Here is a 20,842-nt window from a genome sequence, read left to right on the forward strand (position 1 = left end):
TGAATAACTCTATTTATATAGAAAATAAATTTTTATTTTTAACTCCATTTTAAGCGTCATATTATGTTTAGGATTTACTTTGTTGTATTTAAGAAATGACCTACATCCATTCATTGTTTGCAGGTCATCTTCTCTTTAGTTTTTACCGGTATGGCCAAAGCCACCAGCACCACGCTCAGTGGCTTCAAATTCACTGACCAGATCAAATTCAGCTTGTACTACCGGCACCAGCACATATTGCGCCAAACGTTCACCCGGCTCCAGACTGAAAGCAGTCTGACTACGGTTCCAGACCGATACCATCAATTCACCCTGATAATCTGAATCGATGAGACCTACCAGATTACCCAGCACAATCCCGTGCTTATGACCTAAACCTGAACGTGGCAAGATCAAACCTGCAAAAGCAGGATCTTCGATATAAATCGCCAAGCCTGTTTTCACTAAAACGGTTTGACCCGGTTCAATCACTGTCGTTTCATGGACGCAGGCACGTAAGTCCAATCCTGCTGAACCTGTCGTGGCATAAGTTGGTAATGGCCATTCCTGACCGAGACGCGAGTCAAGGACTTTCACCTGAACTTTCATGTGTTCATTCCTGTTGTTGCATTTAAAATATGTATAAGCGTTGAACTTTATCGTTTGATAAGATTGCGCAAATTATCCAGATAATGCTGCGCCTGTAATTTCGGATCGATATTACCCGCCAGCTTTTTCTTGCGACCTAACCATTCCAGTTCATCTTCCGGTAATTCATCCAGAAAACGGCTTGGAGTCATTTGCTTCATCTGTCCGCCAGCCTTGCGCTGTTCGGCCAAGGTAATGGTCAGACCCTGACGTGCACGGGTAATCCCGACATACATCAGGCGACGTTCCTCTTCAACCGTCTCCGCAGCAATCGAGTTCTTATGCGGCAGAATTTCTTCTTCCAGCCCGATCAGATAGACATAAGGGAACTCAAGCCCCTTAGAAGCATGTAAGGTTAACAAGTTGACTTTGTCAGTATCTTCTTCTTCCTGTTGCTGCTCCAGCATATCCAGCAGCACCATTTTACGAATCACGCTTTCAATATTTTTTTCATCGACATCTTCAGCGCGGTTAATCAGGCTTTGGATGCTGCTGTAAAGCACTTCAATATTGTCGAGCTTGGTTTTTTCCTGTGCCGGCGTGGCTGCAGTTTCCTTGATGTAATCGATATAACCTGCTTCAATCATCATCTGACGGATGATCGGTACCGGTTCATCATCATCAAGTAAATTGCGGGTAAAGCCCTCAATGAAGTCGGCAAACTCTGCCAATTGTGTGGTGGCCTTTTTCGGAATCGCCATGGTCAAACGCTGATCCGCTGCCGCAGCCAGCAGTGACAGGTTATTTTCCTGAGCAAAGAGACCCAGTTTTTCCAGTGTCACCGGCCCAATGGCACGTTTTGGCGTATTGATAATCCGTAGGAAAGCGCTGTCATCTTCAGGGTTAATGATCAGGCGTAAATAACTCATCATGTCCTTGATTTCGGCACGCGCGAAAAAAGATTGACCGCCAGACAATTTATACGGAATCTGCATCTGACGGAGATGGGTTTCTAAAATACGCGCCTGAAAATTGCCGCGATATAATACCGCATAATCTTTCCAGCTTTTCCCATTCATCAATTTATGCGTGATCAGGTCTTTGACCACGCGTTCTGCTTCATCATCATCATTACGGCAAGTAATCACCCGGATCACTTCACCATGGCCTTTGTCTGACCAGAGTTTTTTATCAAAAATATGCGGGTTATTGCCAATCACGGTGTTGGCTGCTTTAAGAATACGACTGGTCGAACGATAGTTCTGTTCCAGTTTAATCACTTTTAAATTCGGGAAATCTTGTTGCAGCAAGGCCATATTTTCCGGTTTAGCCCCACGCCAGGCATAGATGGACTGGTCATCGTCGCCTACGGCGGTGAACTGCCCCATTACGCCAACCAGCAATTTCACCAGAATATACTGTGCAGTGTTGGTGTCCTGATATTCATCGACCAGCAAATAACGCACCCGGTTTTGCCATTTATCCCGTACTTCGGCATTTTCCTGTAGCAGACGTGTCGGCATCACGATCAGGTCATCAAAATCTACGGCATTATAGGCACGCAGATTACGTTCATAAAGCTGATATAAATGCGCAAACTGGACATCTTCGGCAGTTTCACAAGTGGTATGCGCCTGCTCGGGTGGAATCAGATCATTTTTCCAGTCCGAGATCATTTTCATGGCTTTGGCAATCAGTTCTTTGCTTTCTGCACCGGATAAATTGTCACGATGCATCAAATCCATCAGAATACGTTTGCAGTCGTCAGCATCCAGAATCGAAAAATTATTTTTAAGGGGGGTATGTTTCAGCTCCAGACGCAGCATATTCAGGCCAAAGGTATGGAAAGTCGAAACTGAAACGCCTTTACTTTCTTCACGGGTTAACAATTTGCTGACACGCTCTTTCATCTCACGTGCCGCTTTGTTGGTAAAGGTCATTGCAGTAATACGATGCGCAGGAATCCCGCAATGCTTGACAAGATATGCGATTTTTCGCGTGATCACTGAAGTCTTGCCTGAACCCGCTCCTGCAAGTACTAACAAGGGTCCTTGAGTGTATTTCATGGCTTCAAGTTGCTTGTCATTTAACTGACTGGCGAGTGACATATGGCTTCCTCTTCTAGATTCGGCTCCGATTATAGTCATCTCTGCCTCAGTTGCCTAATTTAAAATACGATTAATCAGGTCAATGTTCAGATATAAAAAAACCACCCGAAGGTGGTTTTTTTATATGCGTTTAAAGATTATTGAACAGCATATACCGCGATTTCTACACGACGGTTTTGTTCTTTACCCGCCGCAGTTGTATTGTCTGCGATCGGGTTGGCTGAACCTAAACCTTGAGCATTAATACGTGTACGTGAAACACCTTGACCTGATAAATAAGTTGCTACAGAGTTAGCACGTGCTTGAGACAACGGGATGTTGATTGAGTCATTACCGGTACTGTCTGTATAGCCAGTGACCAAAATACCGCTCTGGTTATCTTCGGTTAATACTTGAGCCACTTTATTCAAAGTGCCATAGAAGTTTGGTTTGATGTTCGATTTGTTGGTATCAAATGTAATGCTACCTGGCATTACAAGGTTAATCGAACCATCTGCATTACGGTTAACATCTACGCCAGTTCCGGCTGTTGCTTGACGTAATTTTTTCTCTTTGTTATCAAGATAAACACCTGCTGCACCACCAACAACAGCACCAATCGCTGCTGCACGGTTGTTTTGACGGCTGGTATTCGCATTACTCTTAGAAACACCGTAACCTGCTGCAGCACCAATTAAAGTACCTAAAGCAGCTTTATCATATTCCACACCACCGAGGTTATTACCAGTTGATTGACAACCTGTAAGTGCTACGGCCCCTGCTACAGCTGCTGAAATTACTAGTGCACGCATCGCATGACTCCTTATTGTATGCTTTGTTGTATAAGCGAAATAATGATTTAAATTGAACGGGATAACCATTGAATTTTTGTTAATAATAAATCGTTTCGCAATATTTTGTAATGTTTATATGTAACTAAAACAATGGACTTCATCACAATATCTTCATAGTTAGGCCTTTAGGCTTTTTTATTTGCCTCACTCTCATTATATTATTCAAAATATGAAAAAATTTAAGCGATTAATCTCTGGGGACTGTTTTGATATGTCATCGAATAGCAATAAACAAGCAACTTTAAAAAAACTTACACGTGGCTTGGCTGTCACCTCAGTGATGACAGGCAGTACTTTTTTTCATGGCCCTCCGGTTCTGGCGCTGGGTTTTACCAAGTTTTTTAAAAAATCTGCAAAAGTTGATGAAACCAATATCAAGATTACCAACAGCTGGTTAGGCGTCAATAACTGGCTGATTGACAATGTGCTCAACAATACCGAATGGCAAATAACAGTAGATGAATCACTTGATTTAAATATGCAGGGCCGTTATTTGATGACCTGTAATCATCAAAGCTGGGTCGATACCACCGTCAATCAGTACTTCGGCTTGACCCGTATGCCGCTGACGCGTTTTTTTACAAAATGGGAACTTATTTTTATTCCTTTTGTCGGTCAAGCCTTTAAAATCTTAGGTTTTCCGATGATGAAACGGCATAGCAAGGAACAGATTGCTAAAAATCCTGCGCTAAAATACCGCGATATGGAAGAAGCACGTAAATCCTGTGAGCAGCTGATCAGTCAGCCCTTTACCCTGTTAAATTATCTGGAAGGCACGCGTTTTACCAAAGACAAACATGATCAGCAGCAGTCTCCTTACAAATACTTACTTAAACCTAAGGCCGGTGGTCTGGCTTTGGCGCTGAGTATTCTCGGCGATAAAATTGATGCGCTGGTCGATATGACCATCGTTTATCCGGACGGTATTCCGGGTTATGGTGAATTTTGGTTAGGTGAAGTGCCACGAATTGCGGTAAATTTAAGAAAAATTGAGATTCCTGACTGGGTACTCGGCGGCAATTATGAAGATGATGCTGAATACCGTGCACGTTTCCAGAAATGGATTGATCAAATCTGGACTGAAAAAGATCAACTAATAGCGCAAATGCAGCAGAACTTTGACCAAAGCGCTGTCTGATTTTTTGCCTGAGTAACTATGAAGAACGACAACCCCGACATCACCTCTAGCTCATTTAAGTTTATTCGTAAAGGCACCTGGGGCTGGAAAGTTGCACTGATTTACGACATTTTTATGATGGTCTTAATCATCATTAATCTATTTTGTCTCAGTGCCAATGCCATTTTAATGAGCGATTTTGGTCAATGGTTGTTTGACTTCATTCGTTTGCCGGAAATTTTGCAGTTTTATAAAAGTGATTTACGCCCTTGGGTCGTTATTACTGAGGGCTGGTTTACCACCTTCTTGATCTGTGAATTACTGGCACGTTGGGGCATTGCCATTGTTCAGCGCCATCATCGGCGCTGGTGGTTTTTTCCATTCGTACATTGGTATGAAATTCTCTCCATTATTCCACAACTGCGCTTTCTGCGTCTGTTACGTGCGGTCGCGATTGGCTATAACTTGCATAGTCACGGTTATAAAGTCATTCCCGAGCGCTGGTATCGTCAAGGCAATTTTTATTACAACATGCTGATGGAAGAGCTTTCCAGCCGTGTGGTGCTGACTGTACTGGACGGTATTAAGCGTGAACTCAGCACCAGTACATCACATAAAAAATTGATTGATGATTTGGTAGAACATCATCGTAAATTACTGGCAGTTGCCTTGGCAGACATCTTGCAGGAATCTTTGGGTAAAGAGTTGCAGGCACAACGTTCCATGATTGCTAAAAATGTCGGGCAAGTGGTCAATCAAGCCATTGAAGACACCCCGGAACTGACCCAGTTATTGCGATTAATTCCACTTGTCGGCAGCCGGATTGAACAACAAATTCAAAGTATTGGCCAACGTCTAGGGGAAAATATCACCCAAGGTCTGATTGATCCCTTTACTCATACCGGCCAAAAAGAAAATCCGACTTTTACCCTAATTTCAGATAAAATCAGCCAGATTCAGATTGAACATAATCCACATATTGATAAGTTGGTCGAATCGGCTGTTTTTGAAACACTTGAAGCGATCCAAAAACAGGTGAAAGTCAAACAGTGGCAACAGATTTTAGAAGAACATGAGCAAAATCAGCGCTCAATAGATAGATAACATTTAAAGTGCAGAACCAGATAAAATCATCCGGTTCTGTTGGCATAAAAAAATAACTGAGATCGCTAGAGAATTACGCCAATTTGTTCTAGGATTTGCACTATTTACAACATTGCTTCGACATAAAACCAGCAAGTCAGAAGTATTTAAGGAAGAATTATGGCTGATATACGGATAAAAGGCAGAATGGTCAATGCAATACGCATTAGCTTAGATACCAATGATCATGATGCCATCCGCCAGCAACTTAGCCCAAAATTACAAGCTGCATTCCCATCTGGCACTTTGGCCGTCATTGAAAGTTCAGTTGAACAGGAACTGATTGCCCTGATTCAGCTGTTAATCGACTTAGATGTACAGCCAATGGCCGTGACTGAGGGTTTACTGGGTGATCAGGCGCGTTCCATTCAGTTCCCGGTTCTGCCACCCGATCGCCAGTTAGAAGAAGTGAAAGCCACGAAAGAACAGGTGGTAGAAGTTAAGCCAGAAGCAGCGACAAGTGATGATCAGGCAGCTGCTGCCCCAATCGTTGCGCATGTGACCTCATATCATGATGAAATTCTGCGGACGGGCCAATGTATTGTGCAGCATAATGGCGACATTATTATCAATGCCGGCATCAACAGTGGTTCAGAACTGATTGCTTCAGGCAATATCCATGTGTATGGCAGCGCACGTGGTCGTGTCATTGCAGGTGTCGGGGGGAATACGGCAGCTCGTATTTTCTGTCACAGCCTTGAAGCAGAACTGATCTCGATTGCGGGAACCTATTGCGTAGCGGATGATATTCCCCCGCATGTCGTTAAGAAATCAGTGCATATTTACTTGAATGATCAACAAGAGCTTGTATTTGAAGCTCTACAATTTTAATGTATAAATAAATACCAAAAACCCCATTTTAAACAGGGGATTTGAACCATAACAGGAGTGGATTCGGTGGCGAAAATTGTTGTCGTAACGTCAGGCAAAGGTGGTGTAGGTAAAACTACAACAAGTGCATCTTTTGCAACAGGTTTAGCCCTACGCGGTCACAAAACTGTTGTGATCGATTTCGATGTAGGTTTACGTAACCTTGATTTGATTATGGGCTGTGAACGCCGTGTAGTTTATGATTTTGTGAATGTTTTAAATAACGAAGCACGATTACAGCAAGCACTGATTCGCGATAAAGATATTGAAAATTTATATATTTTACCTGCATCACAAACACGTGATAAAGATGCCTTAACAGATGAAGGTGTTGCTCGTGTAATGGATGAACTTTCGCAGGAATTTGATTACATTATCTGTGATTCACCTGCCGGTATTGAACGTGGTGCTATTTTGGCCATGTACCATGCTGATGAAGCCATCATTGTCACCAATCCTGAGATTTCATCAGTACGTGACTCTGACCGTATTATTGGCATGCTTGACAGTAAAACTAAAAAAGTAGAACAAAACGAAGGTCGCATTCGTAAGCATCTGTGTATTACCCGTTTCAACCCGGAACGTGCCGATAAACAGGAAATGCTGACGATTGACGATATTTCTAAAGATATTTTACGTGTACCGACCTTGGGCGTTATTCCTGAGTGTCCAAGTGTTTTACAGGCATCGAACGAAGGTAAGCCGGTGATTCTTTTTACTGAGGCTGCAGCAGGTCAGGCTTATGATGACCTCGTAGCACGTTTCCTTGGCGAAGAACGTCCTTACCGTCATATCGAGGTAAAACCTAAGGGCTGGTTAGCACGACTATTTGGAGCGTAGACATGGCAGGATTCTGGAGTAAACTTTTTAGTGGCGAGGATAAACCATCAAGCGCACGGACTGCTAAAGACCGTTTGAAGGTTATCGTTGCTTCCGAACAAGGCTTGGGTCGTCGCTTGAGCCAGGACAAAATTGATCAGATGAAGACAGAAATCATGCAAGTGGTCAATCGCTATGTACGTGGTGTCGATGAGCAGCATATTCAAATGTCGGTACGTTCTGAAGCCAATATTGAAATGCTTGAGATGAATATCAATTTACCTGAAGAACGATAATCTGATTTTTGATTGGTCAAGCAAATTGATTCAAGGCAAAATATGAGGCCGGATTAGTAAAGCACGGCTTTACCCGGCCGCAAGACGAGAAGCTAGGCTTCGAGTGGGCTGGTCGTAAATACTGCTTTACCCAGCCGCAAGACGAGAAGCTAAGCTTCGAGTGGGCTGGTCGTAAATACTGCTTTACCCGGCCGCAAGACGAGAAGCTATGCTTCGAGTGGGCTGGTCGTAAATACTGCTTTACCCGGCCGCAAGACGAGAAGCTAAGCTTTGAGTGGACTGGATCAGTAAATTAAAGCACGGCTTTTAAGGATTTACTCAATCCCAAGACTAGAAACAATGTTTCTAGTAGACAGAGTCAGCTCAAAAGACACTGTCTCTTGCTCATACAAATTTTGCCTTTTTTCATGCCGAAAAAACTACATTAGATCAAGGAAATTGCGATGGCATTATCTCAACCAGCGACCTTTAACGAAGAATGGTCAGATGAACGTGTATTTGCCTACCTGAATCAGCTTCCTCCTGCAGGTGTAAATGCTGACTTTCACGTGCTTTATCATGCTTTCAAGCATATGCGTCCATTTGATTATGAACGCCTGTTGACGAAATTTGTCGCTGATGGCCGTGATGTCAATGCAACCAATCCTGAAGGGCAACGCATTCATGACGTGATTGCCACCTTCCCGCGTCAAAGTGCCGAGTTCTTGGCGGTATTGGCAAAGTTTGCCTGATTTTAGCTACCGTATTAAAAAAGCCTGCAATTGCAGGCTTTTTTATGGTTCAGTATAAAGAAACTTAAACTAGAATCTCGCGTTTACCATTGGCCCCCATGCCACTGACAATACCATTCTCTTCCATCTGGTCAATGATCCGCGCAGCACGGTTATACCCCAGACTAAATTTACGCTGTAGCGAAGACGTTGAAGCCTTACGGGTTTCGAGTACAAATGCTACGCACTGATCATACAGTGCATCTCGATCTGGGCCACCCTCTCCACCCTCTTCAAAACCGCGATTTGATGGTTCCTCATCATACGGCGTCAGGATTTCATCGACATAATTGGGCGCACCACGTTCACGCCATGCATCACAAATCCGGTTCACTTCATCATCGGCAATAAAGGCACCATGCACACGCTCAGGCTCAATTTTACCAGGCCCCAGGAAGAGCATATCACCATGACCGAGCAAGTCTTCTGCACCGCCTGCATCCAGAATAGTACGTGAATCAATTTTTGAGTTGACACGCAGTGCTACACGGGTCGGAATATTGGCTTTGATTAAACCGGTGATCACATCCACCGATGGACGCTGAGTGGCAAGCAGCAAGTGAATACCGGCCGCACGGGATTTTTGTGCCAGACGCGTAATCATTTCTTCAGCTTTTTTACCGACCTGCATGATCATGTCAGCAAATTCATCCGCGACAATCACAATCGAAGGCAACGGCGTTAAACGCGGTGCACGCTCACCCACCACTGAATCGCTGGCCTTCCAGGTTGGATCGATCAGGTCTTCACCATTGGCAATCGCTTCTTCGACCTTGCGGTTATAGTCACTGAGTTTACGAATTTTCAGGAAAGACATCAGTTTATAGCGACGTTCCATTTCATTGACACACCAATTTAATGCGTTGACTGCATCTTTCATATCGGTGACGACTGGCGTCAATAAATGTGGAATATCATTATAGTTGGCCAGTTCCAGCTGCTTTGGATCGATCAGAATCAAACGCAACTGTTCAGGGCTGTATTTGAGCAACATCGATAGAATCATCGAGTTGACTGCCACCGACTTACCTGAACCCGTGGTACCCGCCACCAGCATATGCGGTGCCTTGCCCAAGTCAGCAATTACCGGATTACCGGAAATATCCTTACCCATTGCCATCGAAAGAATGCTGTTCGGATCAGTGAAGGCTGGAATGGTCAGAAGCTCGATCAAACGTACCATTTCACGGCTGCTATTTGGCACTTCAATCCCGATATACGGTTTACCGGGAATCACTTCAACCACACGTACCGATGCCATCGACATCGAGCGTGCCAAATCTCGGGAAATATTAGTGACTTTAGAGGCCTTCACACCCGGCGCCAGATCCAGTTCAAAACGTGTCACCACTGGGCCCGGCTGTGCTTCAACCACCTTGGCTTTGACATTGAATTCCTGCAGCTTGATTTCAAGCAGTTCAGATAAACGCGACAATTGTTCTTCAGTGAAATTCACTTTTTTATTCGGATCGACTTCATCCAGCAGGTCCAGACCCGGAAGAGGCGATAAATCTTTACGGCGCTCAGCCACCTGCATCGCACGTGACATCGGACGGCCTGAAGCATCAGTTAAAGGTGCATCAAAATCAAACTCGTCTTCATCTTGTGGTTTTCCAGCCGTTTCTTGCCAGGCTTCTACAAATTCTTCTTTAGATAAAGCCTCGCGTACTGCGGCATGAGTTGCAGAAGAATCAGATACCGGTTGTGCTATAACTTGATGCTGAATCGGGGCCTGTACAAAAGCAGAAGATTGCGCATAGCTAGAGGCACGTATAGTTTGTTTTGGCTCATCCTCTTCAATCAGCAAATCACCCAGGTCATCCAGATCGGCTTGCAATGCACTATTTTTGACTACATGTGCTGTTGCGACAGATGCCAGAACCGGCGCCGCGCTTGTAACTTCTTCGGCAAAGCTCTGGGGTTTTGCAGCAGGCGCAGCATTAAATGGACTATGCACATCTGTCGCCGTTTTTCCTTGTGGAACGGCAGCCAGAAGTTCATCAAAGATTTCATCATCATCCCAGTCCAGCCCAGTATGCGTAGCAGGCGCTGTTCTGGCTTGAACATGTTGAGACGGCGCAGCTTGAGAAACCGCCAAGTGTGAGGCTGGAGCACTATGCTGCTCTTCTTCGGCAGCTTTAAGTAATGCATCAATATCCTGTTTATGGCGCTGATCTTCACTGGAATGTAAGGCACGCCATACTTCGCCTGTTGCCACGACGCGGTCTGGCTGTTGCGGCACTTGCGGTGCTTGCTTCAATGTCTCGACTGGCTCAGAAGCCTGCTGTACAGCCTCAGGAATATCGTCATGTAACTGTGGCTGCTGCGATTCTTTATCAGCAAAATCATCAAATAAGCGTTCAGCAACCTGATCACGCACTACCGGATCGATGTCTACCAGTTCATGCTCAGGTGCAGGGGTTACTGCGACCATTTTCTTCGCAGCATTCACTGGCTCTTTTTTAATCACAGGCGCAGTCCGGTCAAAATCGGACATACCTTCAGGGATATTGCGATAGAACAGATCCTGTAAATAAGCCGGTGTTGCTTTGAGACTGCTCCAGGTCTTGTTCCACTTCACCCCAAAGGCCAGTGTAAATAACATCACCCAAAATACCAACAGGAAGAATGCAGCACCATATACCGTCAGCAACTGTTCTAAACTCTGGCCTAATTCATAGCCAATAATACCGCCGGAAGAGTTATCCAGCGTATCGGCAGGCACTTGCCAGAATAAAAACAGCAGTGCTGACGTGGTCAATAACAGGAAGAATTGCGCAGCATAGCGGAATGGCCGGTTCAGGAAGCTACGTGGCCACCAGACCTGAACCGCTTCCATAAACAGATAGACAGGAATCAGCAGGCTTGCCCAACCGAGAAAGCCAAACAAAAGGTCTGCAATCCAGGCACCCGCAACCCCACTGGCATTCGAAACGGTCTGCGTATCACTAGAGATATGCATCCATCCCGGATCAAATGGCGTATAGGTCACTGTTGCAAGAAACAGATAAATCCCAAATGAGACTAAAAATAATGTCATTACTAAGCGCTGTGCATAGGCACTCGACACCGCTGTCATATACTGTCCTGTAACCAATTCTTCATGAATATTCTTTTGCTTCAATGCTTGAAAAAAGCGACGCAATAAAAGGCATATTATGCACCTGTTCTGTGAAAAAAGATGCACTATTGTGCAAGCACACTGTGTACTTATTATATATAGCCCAAATCGATTTCAATGATCAATAATATCGACTTTAATCTCACCCCACTGTTATACAGTTTCACGTATAATTCAATAAATTTCTAAATAAAAAAGGATACAGCTGATGAGCGCACGTCACTCACGACTGATTATTTTAGGTTCTGGCCCCGCAGGCTACAGCGCAGCAGTCTATGCAGCGCGTGCAAACCTAAAACCAACCCTCATTGCCGGTTTGCAACTGGGCGGCCAATTGACCACGACCACGGACGTGGATAACTGGCCCGGTGATCCTGAAGGCTTAACCGGTCCAGCATTGATGGAGCGTATGCAGGCGCATGCAGAGCGCTTTGGCACTGAAATCGTGTATGACCATATCAATGAAGTAGATCTAAACCAGCGCCCTTTCGTATTGAAAGGCGATATGGACGAATTTACCTGTGATGCTTTAATCATCTGTACCGGTGCAACAGCTCAATATTTAGGTCTTGAATCTGAAGCTGCCTTTATGGGTCAAGGCGTCAGCGCTTGCGCCACTTGTGATGGTTTCTTCTACAAAAACCAGAAAGTCATGGTTGTGGGTGGTGGTAACACCGCTGTTGAAGAAGCCTTATACTTATCCAATATCGCTTCGCATGTGACTCTGGTTCATCGCCGTGATTCATTACGTTCTGAAAAAATCTTGCAAGATCATTTATTTGCTAAAGAAAAAGAAGGCAAGATCAGCATTATCTGGAACCATCAGGTGGATGAAGTTTTAGGGGATGCACAATCTGGTGTGACCTCGGTACGTATCAAGTCGACCCAGGATGACTCTACTCAAAACGTCGATGTAACGGGTATGTTTGTTGCCATTGGCCATAAGCCAAACAGTTCAATGTTTGACGGTCAGTTGCAGCTGCGCGACGGTTATATTCAGGTGCAAAGTGGTACTGCGGGTAATGCAACCCAAACTTCGGTACCGGGCGTATTTGCTGCGGGCGATATTGCTGACAGCATTTACCGTCAGGCCATTACTTCTGCGGGTTCAGGCTGTATGGCTGCACTCGATGCAGAAAAATATCTTGATGCGATGGGCAAACTAGACTAAGCAGCAAGAATAAAAATGCCGTCCATTATGGGCGGCTTTTTTATTGCTAGAATTAGCTTATGATTCATCTATAGTTTTATTTCAGGTTTGCCATGCATCTACTTCCTCCCTCACAATTTATCTTCCCTGACCCGATGCAGGTTGACCCTGAAGGCGAAGGACTGATTTGTATTGGTGCTGACCTCTCCCCTTCCACACTTTTTGAAGCCTATACCCATGGCTTATTTCCCTGGTTTTCTGAGGGAGAACCTATTTGCTGGTGGAGTCCGGAACCGCGCTGCATTATTCGGCCCCATGATTATCATCCAAGTAAATCCCTGATCCGCAATATGAAAAAATGGGATTATCAAATCACGGTCAATCATGCTTTTGAAAGGGTGATTCGTTCCTGCTCATTGCCGCGTGCTTATGCAGAAGATACCTGGATCAGTGAAGATATTATCGCAGGATACTGCGACATGTTCGATGCCGGATATGGCTATAGTATTGAGATCTGGGATGAAAATCGCATTGTAGGTGGGCTTTATGGTGTGACGATTGGACAGGGTTGTTTTGGTGAGTCCATGTTTAGTACACAGACCGATGTTTCTAAAATGGCTTTTTATACTTTAATGCTGATTGGACAGGAAAATAAGCTGCCCTGGATTGACTGCCAGTTGGTCAATGACCATCTTTTAAGCCTCGGCGCCTGTACACTTTCTCGCCAAGACTATCTTAATTCGTTACAAGATGTTGTAAAACAGCCTGCTATCGATTGGAAAAAGTATCAAGAGGGTGTATTTTCAAGTAAAACAATAGCGCAAAACGCGCGACTCAGTGAATGAAAATAACAGAGGGTACTTGTTATGAACTCTTATCAGCCAAAGTCCCTACTGAACGATTTACAGTATTATATTACGCCGCCGCACGATTGCAGCTACTTGCCCAACAAGTCGGCACGTATGGTTTTTCTGGATCCTGCGCATCGCATTGATGTGCTGACCCTGTCAGAACTGTCGCGCACCGGTTTCCGCCGCAGTGGCGATTTTGTTTATCGTCCGGAATGTCATCTGTGTCGTCAATGCTTATCTTCACGCGTGCCAGTGGCTGAATTTTCCATGAACAGTTCACAAAAAAAAGCCTGGAAACGCAATCAGGATCTTCGGGTGAAAATTACCAGTCCAGAGCAGGCCGGTGATACGCATTATGCGCTGTATGAACGCTATATCAATGAACGCCACGCAGATGGTGACATGTTCCCTCCGAGTCGCGATCAGTTCGAAAAGTTTTTATTGCAAAGTTGTACGGACAGCTTCTTTTTAGAATTATGGCTGGATGATCGCTTGATCAGTGTTTCCACCTGCGACTTGCTGGATGATGGCATCTCGGCTGTATATACCTTCTTCGATCCGGATGAAAATCGCCGCTCTCTCGGTGCATTTGCAATCTTGAAACAGATTGAACATGCGCAAAAACTTGGCTTGCAATTCATCTACCTCGGTTATTGGGTGCCACATTCCAACAAGATGAATTATAAATCTCAGTATCTGCCGCTAGAACTCTTGATTGATGGTCAATGGCGACGTTTAAACCGTGCGCTGAGTGAGCTGGAGATTCAGCACCTGGGAAACTCATTGATGACGACCTTACCCAGCGGATGGAATCACCAGATTATTAAATAAGGTCGTCAGTTTCTATTTGAACAGGCTAGCAAAGTCATCCGTACATGCCTTGACCATAATGATGGCATGTTCGCGTGTTCCGTTTGAACCCGGATAATAATTTTTGCGTAAATCAATCTGATGAAAGCCTGACTTCTCATAAAGCTTGATGGCAGCAATATTAGTTTCGCGCACTTCCAGGAAAATCTGCACCGGATTATTTTTCAGCATGGCGACTGAGGCATCCAATAATTGATAACCCAAGCCCTGACCTTGCTGGGCCGGATCAATTGCCATAAGCAGTAAATTGGCTTCATCCAGCACCGGTTGTAAAATACAAAATCCCAGCACCTGCCCTTGCTGCTCGATCACGGTACTTTGATAAGCAGTCACCGCATCTTCAAACTGTTTTAAAGTCCAGGGATGTGATTGAACAGATTTTTCAATCTTTGCAACGGCTGCTACATCCGCTGCTTGCATTAAACGAATCATCTTCGTTCATCTTATATAGAATTAACTTCCGCATTATAGAAACTTCATCCAAAAAATCGAGTAAAAAAAAGAGCAATTTCAATCGCTCTTTAATTTTCAGTCCTATTCAAGTCCGAGTTTGGCTTTCCAGACTGTTAACAGGCCATGTGTATCATGAGCATTTGGATGAAAGCCAGGTTTAAAGTACATTAACATTTCACGACCCATGCCCGTAATTACCCCTTTTGATGGGCTATACGCGTAGGTATATATCGATTTCAGCGATTCCAAATTCAATTGATTGTCCTGCTTGAGTAAACGTGCCAGAAAATAGCTTTGTACAACAGCTAAGGTTGCCATCGAAATGACCAAAGATGAGGTCCGTAGCGCATAGGCTTTTAAACCGTTACCAAAGACAGCTTCAAACACATCATAGGCCACCGCTTTATGTTCATTTTCTTCAATCGCATGCCACATCCACATATTTTTCATGGTTTTATCAGTCATCAGTTCCTGGATATGAGCGTTACTTAACAGCTGCGTTGCGATGGTCGCGGTAAAATGTTCCAGTGCTGTGGTTGCAGTCAAATCCACCATTTCTTGGCTAATACCAACTGGCTTCAGCAGTTTGGCCATGACTTTACGCGTGGTCTGAATCACCTGATCGGTATAATGATCCAGTGTCTCGACATCATGTCCATAGCGCTGTGCGGAGGCATTAAAACCGACATGTTCATGCGTGTGCATAGCTTCTTGACCAATAAAGGCAGAAATTTCTTTTTGCAATTCTGCATTATCTTTGATCGCTGGATGCTGACGCACGGCCCGAACGCTATCGATAAAGAACTTTTCACCTGCCGGAAACAGTGCAGATAAGGCGGTCATAAAATGCGTTAAACCGGCTGATCCATGCATCCAGTATTCCGGGACATGATCAAAATCAAAATTCATACGACGAACAGGAAAGCTTGCACCAGCACGCTCTGAAATTTTTACTTTTACGTTCATTGTAGGCTCCTTTCAAGCACAGCTGCCTGAATCTATTATTCGTTTTATTGAGCCTAGTTTTATTGATTTTTATCGTATAAATAAGTGCAGTTTAGGTCATCGCACTATCAGTTAAGGACACTCATGAGTGATTGTCTGACAAAAATCCAGACAAAAAAAACGCCTCAAAGAGGCGCTTTTTTTACACAATCAGCGATTATGCAGTTACTTTAGCAACTACACCAGCACCCACTGTACGACCACCTTCACGGATCGCAAAACGTAGACCTGGGTCCATTGCGATTGGGTGGATTAGCTCTACTGACATCTCAACGTTGTCACCAGGCATAACCATTTCCACGCCTTCTTTAAGCGCGATCGCACCAGTTACGTCCGTAGTACGGAAGTAGAACTGTGGACGGTAACCGTTAAGGAATGGAGTGTGACGACCACCTTCTTCTTTAGAAAGTACGTATACTTCCGCATCGAATTTAGTGTGTGGCTTGATCGCACCTGGTTTAGTCAATACTTGACCACGTTGTACGTCTTCACGCTTAGTACCACGTAGAAGAACACCACAGTTCTCGCCTGCACGACCTTCGTCAAGCAATTTACGGAACATTTCAACACCAGTAACTGTAGTTACTTGAGTATCACGGATACCAACGATTTCAACTGATTCGCCTACTTTAACAATACCAGTCTCTACACGGCCAGTTACTACTGTACCACGACCAGAGATTGAGAATACGTCTTCAATTGGCATAAGGAATGGAAGGTCGATAGCACGTTCTGGCTCTGGAATGTAAGAGTCAAGTGCTTCAACCAGTGCAACAACAGCGTCTTCGCCATACTGACCAGCTTCACCGTTAAGTGCAGCAAGTGCAGAACCGCGGATCACTGGAGTGTCATCGCCCGGGAAGTCATAAGTAGAAAGAAGTTCACGAACTTCCATTTCAACCAGTTCAAGAAGCTCTTCGTCATCTACAAGGTCGCATTTGTTCAAGAATACAACGATGTAAGGTACACCTACCTGACGAGAAAGCAGGATGTGTTCACGAGTCTGTGGCATAGGACCATCAGTCGCAGCACATACAAGGATCGCGCCGTCCATCTGAGCAGCACCAGTAATCATGTTTTTAACATAATCGGCGTGGCCCGGGCAGTCTACGTGAGCGTAGTGACGAGTTGGAGAATCGTATTCTACGTGTGAAGTATTAATTGTAATACCACGTGCTTTTTCTTCTGGTGCAGAGTCGATTGCAGCGTAATCACGCGCTTCGCCACCGAATTTTTTCGCACATACAGTTGCAATCGCAGCTGTTAAAGTTGTTTTACCATGGTCGACGTGACCAATTGTGCCCACGTTAACGTGTGGCTTATTACGTTCAAACTTAGCCTTAGCCATGAGATCTTCCTTTTTAAACTACTCATGCAGGATCACTGCATGAGCACTTGGGTTTAACTATGAATTAGTTTGGGCTTATAGTAATCGAAAGATTACTCGTCGTCACCTTTTTTACCGCCAGACTGGAACTTAGAAATGATGCCTTCAGCCACGTTACGTGGAGTTTCAGCATATTTAGCAAATTCCATAGAGTAAGTCGCACGACCTTGAGACATAGAACGCATATGAGTTGCGTAACCAAACATCTCAGCCAATGGAACTTCAGCACGAATGGCTTTAGTACCACCAGGTAAATCGTCCATACCCTGAACCATACCACGACGACGGTTTAAGTCACCCATGATATCGCCCATGTAGTCTTCTGGAGTTTCTACTTCAACTTTCATGATTGGTTCAAGCAAGATTGGATCTGCTTTCATGAAACCATCACGGAAGGCATAAGAACCCGCCATTTTGAACGATAATTCGTCAGAATCGACATCATGGTAAGAACCGTCGAACAATGTCGCTTTGATGCCCACTACTGGATAACCAGCAAGTACACCATTCTTCATACGTTCTTGGATACCCTTGTCAACCGCGCCGAAGAATTCTTTAGGTACTACACCACCTACAACTTCTTCAACGAATTCGTAGTCTTTACCAGCGTCTTCAGCAAGCGGTTCTAGACGTACGTATACGTGACCGAACTTACCTTTACCACCAGTTTGACGTACGAATTTACCTTCTTGTTCAACTGACTTTTTGATCGTTTCACGGTAAGAAACCATTGGTTTACCAATGTTGGCTTCAACACCGAATTCACGCTTCATACGGTCAACAATGATGTCAAGGTGAAGTTCACCCATACCAGCAATAATGGTTTGACCTGATTCTTCATCAGTACGTACGCGGAATGATGGATCTTCTTTCGCCAAACGACCTAAAGCAACTGACATTTTTTCTTGGTCAGCTTTAGTTTTAGGCTCAACTGCAAGTGCAATTACTGGCTCAGGGAATTCCATACGCTCTAGTGTAATTACGTGGTTTTCATCACATAATGTATCACCAGTCGTTGTGTCTTTAAGACCTACACATGCCGCGATGTCGCCCGCACGAATTTCTTCGATATCTTTACGGTCATTCGCATGCATCTGTACGATACGGCCAACACGCTCACGCTTCATTTTTACTGGGTTATAACACGGGCTACCCGCTTTAAGAACACCTGAGTAAACACGAACGAAAGTCAAGTTACCTACGAATTTGTCATTCATAATTTTGAATGCAAGTGCAGAGAACGGAGCTTCGTCAGACGCTTCACGAGAACCTTCAGATTCGTCTTTGTCGTCAAGGATACCCTTGATCGCTTCAACGTCAGTCGGTGCTGGCAAGAATTCAATTACAGCATCCAACATACGTTGAACACCTTTGTTTTTGAATGCCGAACCACAAAGCATTGGTTGAATTTCGTTTGCCAATGTACGCTTACGGATACCAGCAACGATTTCTTCTTTAGTTAGCTCTTCGCCTTCTAGGTACTTGTCCATGAGTTCTTCTGATGCTTCCGCAGCAGCTTCAACCATGTTAGTACGCCATTCTTCAGCAGTAGCAACTAAGTCAGCAGGGATGTCGCCATATTCGAATTGCATACCTTGAGATGCTTCATCCCAAATGATTGCTTTCATTTCGATTAGGTCAACAACACCCTGGAAGTTTTCTTCTGCGCCGATTGGAACAACGATTGGCACTGGATTACCGCCAAGACGTGTTTTAACTTGTTCAACAGCACGGAAGAAGTTCGCGCCAGTACGGTCCATTTTGTTAACAAACGCAATACGTGGAACTTTATATTTATTTGCTTGACGCCATACCGTTTCTGACTGAGGCTGAACACCACCTACAGCACAGTAAACCATGCACGCACCGTCAAGAACACGCATAGAACGCTCAACTTCAATCGTGAAGTCAACGTGTCCCGGGGTGTCAATTACGTTAATACGGTGTTGTTCGAACTGGTTCGCCATACCTTTCCAGAAGCATGTTACAGCTGCTGAGGTAATGGTAATACCGCGTTCTTGCTCTTGTTCCATCCAGTCCGTAGTTGCCGAACCTTCGTGAGTTTCACCAAGTTTATGGCTCTCACCTGTGTAGAACAAAATACGTTCAGAAGTGGTTGTCTTACCTGCGTCAATGTGCGCAGAAATACCAATGTTACGGTAACGAGAAATTGGGGTTTGACGTGCCATGATTTCTAGCATTCCTAAATTTTGTTGTTTAAAACAGGACGCTTTAAGCTGCATAGCAACTTAAAGCGCTTTGGTGACAAAACCATGACGGTTTTAGCACTTTCCTGAATAGGGCCTGTTTTATCTGCTTAGAAACGGTAGTGAGAGAATGCTTTGTTGGCTTCAGCCATACGGTGCACATCTTCACGTTTCTTAACCGCAGCGCCTTTGCCTTCAGATGCATCAAGCAACTCGCCAGCAAGACGTAAAGCCATAGTTTTTTCAGAACGCTTAGCAGCAGCATCTACTAACCAACGCATAGCTAGGGCAGTACGACGGGATGGGCGTACTTCCATAGGTACTTGGTATGTAGCACCACCAACACGGCGTGCTTTTACTTCGACCATAGGACGAACTTTTTCAAGAGTAGTCTCGAAAAATTCAACTGGGTCTACTTTAGATTTTTCTTGAACGCGGTCTAAAGCACCGTAAACGATACTTTCAGCAATAGATTTTTTACCATCTTGCATTACGTGGTTCATGAATTTAGCGATTGTTTGGCTGCTGAACTTAGGATCCGGAAGGATTTCACGAGCAGCGACTACGCGACGTCTTGGCATTTTAAACTACCTATAAAGATGACACTTCAGGTTTATCCAGCATGAGCACAAAGTGTCATGTGCATTCGCTGGCCTTACTACACGTCGCTTGAATTTCACAAAATTAAATGCAGAAATCAGACAAGCGAGACGATAAAGGATTGCGGTTCTACGTTCTTAAAATTTAATTCTCGACGAATTATTTCTTAGGACGTTTAGTACCGTATTTAGAACGAGACTGGTTACGATCTTTAACACCAGCACAGTCTAAAGAACCACGAACGGTATGGTAACGTACACCTGGTAAGTCTTTAACACGACCACCACGGATAAGAACAACACTGTGCTCTTGCAGGTTATGGCCTTCACCACCGATGTAGCTAGAAACTTCAAAACCTGAAGTTAAGCGAACACGGCAAACTTTACGCATTGCTGAGTTAGGTTTTTTAGGTGTAGTTGTGTAAACACGTGTACAAACACCACGGCGCTGTGGACAAGCCTTCAACGCAGGAACTTTAGATTTTTCAACTAAAGTCGTACGACCCTTACGGATCAACTGATTTGTTGTTGCCATTTGGCAATTCTCCCGTTAATAAAAAGCCCCAAAAACATACTGCTTTTTGAGGGCATGCAATTGTAATTCAAGATGTAAAATTGGTCAACCTGCTCAGGTCGACCAAATATAATAACAACTATACGCTATGCTGCTATTTTC

19 protein-coding genes are annotated in these 20,842 nt (G+C 44.4%); 9 read left to right on the forward strand and 10 right to left on the reverse strand.

Features of this window, described 5'->3' with window-relative positions:
- Positions 1-135: 135 nt before the first annotated feature.
- From dut to FTU90_RS03515, 3 genes are all read right to left on the reverse strand, one after another.
- Complete coding sequence (gene dut, locus FTU90_RS03505; RefSeq protein ID WP_005172331.1) at positions 136-588, reverse strand: dUTP diphosphatase; 453 nt, start codon at positions 586-588, stop codon at positions 136-138.
- A gap of 47 nt (positions 589-635) precedes the next feature.
- A complete protein-coding gene (locus FTU90_RS03510; RefSeq protein ID WP_005096042.1) occupies positions 636-2,675 on the reverse strand; it encodes a UvrD-helicase domain-containing protein in 2,040 nt (679 codons plus the stop codon).
- A 137-nt stretch (positions 2,676-2,812) separates the two neighbouring features.
- Positions 2,813-3,466, reverse strand: a complete 654-nt coding sequence (locus FTU90_RS03515) for an OmpA family protein (RefSeq protein ID WP_074384135.1) — start codon at positions 3,464-3,466, stop codon at positions 2,813-2,815.
- Positions 3,467-3,719: 253 nt separating this feature from the next.
- Here FTU90_RS03515 and FTU90_RS03520 point away from each other — a divergent pair, with 253 nt between their 5' ends.
- The 6 genes from FTU90_RS03520 to FTU90_RS03545 all read left to right on the forward strand — a co-directional run bounded on the left by FTU90_RS03520 (position 3,720) and on the right by FTU90_RS03545 (position 8,484).
- Positions 3,720-4,646, forward strand: coding sequence for an acyltransferase (locus tag FTU90_RS03520; protein ID WP_074384134.1), 927 nt, complete (start codon positions 3,720-3,722; stop codon positions 4,644-4,646).
- An 18-nt stretch (positions 4,647-4,664) separates the two neighbouring features.
- On the forward strand, positions 4,665-5,729 hold the full coding sequence (locus FTU90_RS03525; RefSeq protein WP_005172337.1) for a hypothetical protein: 1,065 nt from the start codon (positions 4,665-4,667) through the stop codon (positions 5,727-5,729).
- 159 nt (positions 5,730-5,888) lie between these two features.
- Complete coding sequence (gene minC / locus FTU90_RS03530) at positions 5,889-6,599, forward strand: septum site-determining protein MinC (RefSeq protein WP_005096035.1); 711 nt, start codon at positions 5,889-5,891, stop codon at positions 6,597-6,599.
- A gap of 66 nt (positions 6,600-6,665) precedes the next feature.
- A complete protein-coding gene (gene minD, locus FTU90_RS03535; protein WP_005096033.1) occupies positions 6,666-7,478 on the forward strand; it encodes a septum site-determining protein MinD in 813 nt (270 codons plus the stop codon).
- Between the two features lie 2 nt (positions 7,479-7,480).
- Positions 7,481-7,753: a cell division topological specificity factor MinE gene (gene minE / locus FTU90_RS03540; RefSeq protein ID WP_005096032.1), complete on the forward strand. Its 273-nt coding sequence runs from the start codon at positions 7,481-7,483 to the stop codon at positions 7,751-7,753.
- 443 nt (positions 7,754-8,196) lie between these two features.
- Positions 8,197-8,484, forward strand: a complete 288-nt coding sequence (locus tag FTU90_RS03545; RefSeq protein ID WP_005096030.1) for a PA4642 family protein — start codon at positions 8,197-8,199, stop codon at positions 8,482-8,484.
- A gap of 64 nt (positions 8,485-8,548) precedes the next feature.
- Here FTU90_RS03545 and FTU90_RS03550 read toward each other — a convergent pair whose 3' ends face one another.
- Positions 8,549-11,602, reverse strand: a complete 3,054-nt coding sequence (locus tag FTU90_RS03550; RefSeq protein ID WP_159138474.1) for a DNA translocase FtsK — start codon at positions 11,600-11,602, stop codon at positions 8,549-8,551.
- Between the two features lie 250 nt (positions 11,603-11,852).
- Between FTU90_RS03550 and trxB the strand changes: the two genes are divergently transcribed.
- The 3 genes from trxB to FTU90_RS03565 all read left to right on the forward strand — a co-directional run bounded on the left by trxB (position 11,853) and on the right by FTU90_RS03565 (position 14,476).
- The gene (trxB, locus tag FTU90_RS03555) at positions 11,853-12,815 is read left to right on the forward strand and encodes a thioredoxin-disulfide reductase (protein ID WP_005172342.1); all 963 of its coding nucleotides are present in this window, start codon (positions 11,853-11,855) and stop codon (positions 12,813-12,815) included.
- Between the two features lie 92 nt (positions 12,816-12,907).
- Entirely contained in the window at positions 12,908-13,639 is a 732-nt protein-coding gene (gene aat / locus FTU90_RS03560) for a leucyl/phenylalanyl-tRNA--protein transferase (protein ID WP_005172344.1), read from the forward strand.
- Between the two features lie 21 nt (positions 13,640-13,660).
- The gene (locus tag FTU90_RS03565) at positions 13,661-14,476 is read left to right on the forward strand and encodes an arginyltransferase (RefSeq protein ID WP_005096022.1); all 816 of its coding nucleotides are present in this window, start codon (positions 13,661-13,663) and stop codon (positions 14,474-14,476) included.
- A 12-nt stretch (positions 14,477-14,488) separates the two neighbouring features.
- On the opposite strand, the gene rimI is transcribed toward FTU90_RS03565, so the two are convergent.
- The 6 genes from rimI to rpsL all read right to left on the reverse strand — a co-directional run bounded on the left by rimI (position 14,489) and on the right by rpsL (position 20,701).
- Positions 14,489-14,947, reverse strand: a complete 459-nt coding sequence (gene rimI, locus FTU90_RS03570; protein ID WP_005096020.1) for a ribosomal protein S18-alanine N-acetyltransferase — start codon at positions 14,945-14,947, stop codon at positions 14,489-14,491.
- Positions 14,948-15,049: 102 nt separating this feature from the next.
- Positions 15,050-15,934, reverse strand: a complete 885-nt coding sequence (locus FTU90_RS03575) for a metal-dependent hydrolase (protein ID WP_005096018.1) — start codon at positions 15,932-15,934, stop codon at positions 15,050-15,052.
- 196 nt (positions 15,935-16,130) lie between these two features.
- Positions 16,131-17,321, reverse strand: coding sequence for an elongation factor Tu (gene tuf / locus FTU90_RS03580; protein WP_005095265.1), 1,191 nt, complete (start codon positions 17,319-17,321; stop codon positions 16,131-16,133).
- Positions 17,322-17,413: 92 nt separating this feature from the next.
- Positions 17,414-19,549 carry an elongation factor G gene (gene fusA / locus FTU90_RS03585; protein WP_005096016.1) on the reverse strand — a complete coding sequence of 712 codons (2,136 nt, stop codon included), beginning with the start codon at positions 19,547-19,549 and terminating at the stop codon, positions 17,414-17,416.
- A gap of 128 nt (positions 19,550-19,677) precedes the next feature.
- Positions 19,678-20,148: a 30S ribosomal protein S7 gene (gene rpsG, locus FTU90_RS03590; RefSeq protein ID WP_004279240.1), complete on the reverse strand. Its 471-nt coding sequence runs from the start codon at positions 20,146-20,148 to the stop codon at positions 19,678-19,680.
- 178 nt (positions 20,149-20,326) lie between these two features.
- Positions 20,327-20,701 carry a 30S ribosomal protein S12 gene (gene rpsL, locus FTU90_RS03595; RefSeq protein WP_002050319.1) on the reverse strand — a complete coding sequence of 125 codons (375 nt, stop codon included), beginning with the start codon at positions 20,699-20,701 and terminating at the stop codon, positions 20,327-20,329.
- Positions 20,702-20,842 lie beyond the last annotated feature (141 nt).

Origin of the sequence: Acinetobacter sp. YH12200 (assembly GCF_013418175.1) — a bacterium.
GTDB lineage: Bacteria > Pseudomonadota > Gammaproteobacteria > Pseudomonadales > Moraxellaceae > Acinetobacter > Acinetobacter pseudolwoffii.

Excerpts from the sequence above, each read along its gene's own strand:
- dut (WP_005172331.1), bottom strand. The coding sequence starts at position 588 with ATGAAAGTTCAGGTGAAAGTCCTTGACTCGCGTCTCGGTCAGGAATGG.
- FTU90_RS03510 (WP_005096042.1), bottom strand. The coding sequence starts at position 2,675 with ATGTCACTCGCCAGTCAGTTAAATGACAAGCAACTTGAAGCCATGAAA.
- FTU90_RS03515 (WP_074384135.1), bottom strand. The coding sequence starts at position 3,466 with ATGCGTGCACTAGTAATTTCAGCAGCTGTAGCAGGGGCCGTAGCACTT.
- FTU90_RS03520 (WP_074384134.1), top strand. The coding sequence starts at position 3,720 with ATGTCATCGAATAGCAATAAACAAGCAACTTTAAAAAAACTTACACGT.
- FTU90_RS03525 (WP_005172337.1), top strand. The coding sequence starts at position 4,665 with ATGAAGAACGACAACCCCGACATCACCTCTAGCTCATTTAAGTTTATT.
- minC (WP_005096035.1), top strand. The coding sequence starts at position 5,889 with ATGGCTGATATACGGATAAAAGGCAGAATGGTCAATGCAATACGCATT.
- minE (WP_005096032.1), top strand. The coding sequence starts at position 7,481 with ATGGCAGGATTCTGGAGTAAACTTTTTAGTGGCGAGGATAAACCATCA.
- FTU90_RS03545 (WP_005096030.1), top strand. The coding sequence starts at position 8,197 with ATGGCATTATCTCAACCAGCGACCTTTAACGAAGAATGGTCAGATGAA.
- FTU90_RS03550 (WP_159138474.1), bottom strand. The coding sequence starts at position 11,602 with ATGACAGCGGTGTCGAGTGCCTATGCACAGCGCTTAGTAATGACATTA.
- trxB (WP_005172342.1), top strand. The coding sequence starts at position 11,853 with ATGAGCGCACGTCACTCACGACTGATTATTTTAGGTTCTGGCCCCGCA.
- aat (WP_005172344.1), top strand. The coding sequence starts at position 12,908 with ATGCATCTACTTCCTCCCTCACAATTTATCTTCCCTGACCCGATGCAG.
- FTU90_RS03565 (WP_005096022.1), top strand. The coding sequence starts at position 13,661 with ATGAACTCTTATCAGCCAAAGTCCCTACTGAACGATTTACAGTATTAT.
- rimI (WP_005096020.1), bottom strand. The coding sequence starts at position 14,947 with ATGATTCGTTTAATGCAAGCAGCGGATGTAGCAGCCGTTGCAAAGATT.
- FTU90_RS03575 (WP_005096018.1), bottom strand. The coding sequence starts at position 15,934 with ATGAACGTAAAAGTAAAAATTTCAGAGCGTGCTGGTGCAAGCTTTCCT.
- tuf (WP_005095265.1), bottom strand. The coding sequence starts at position 17,321 with ATGGCTAAGGCTAAGTTTGAACGTAATAAGCCACACGTTAACGTGGGC.
- fusA (WP_005096016.1), bottom strand. The coding sequence starts at position 19,549 with ATGGCACGTCAAACCCCAATTTCTCGTTACCGTAACATTGGTATTTCT.
- rpsG (WP_004279240.1), bottom strand. The coding sequence starts at position 20,148 with ATGCCAAGACGTCGCGTAGTCGCTGCTCGTGAAATCCTTCCGGATCCT.
- rpsL (WP_002050319.1), bottom strand. The coding sequence starts at position 20,701 with ATGGCAACAACAAATCAGTTGATCCGTAAGGGTCGTACGACTTTAGTT.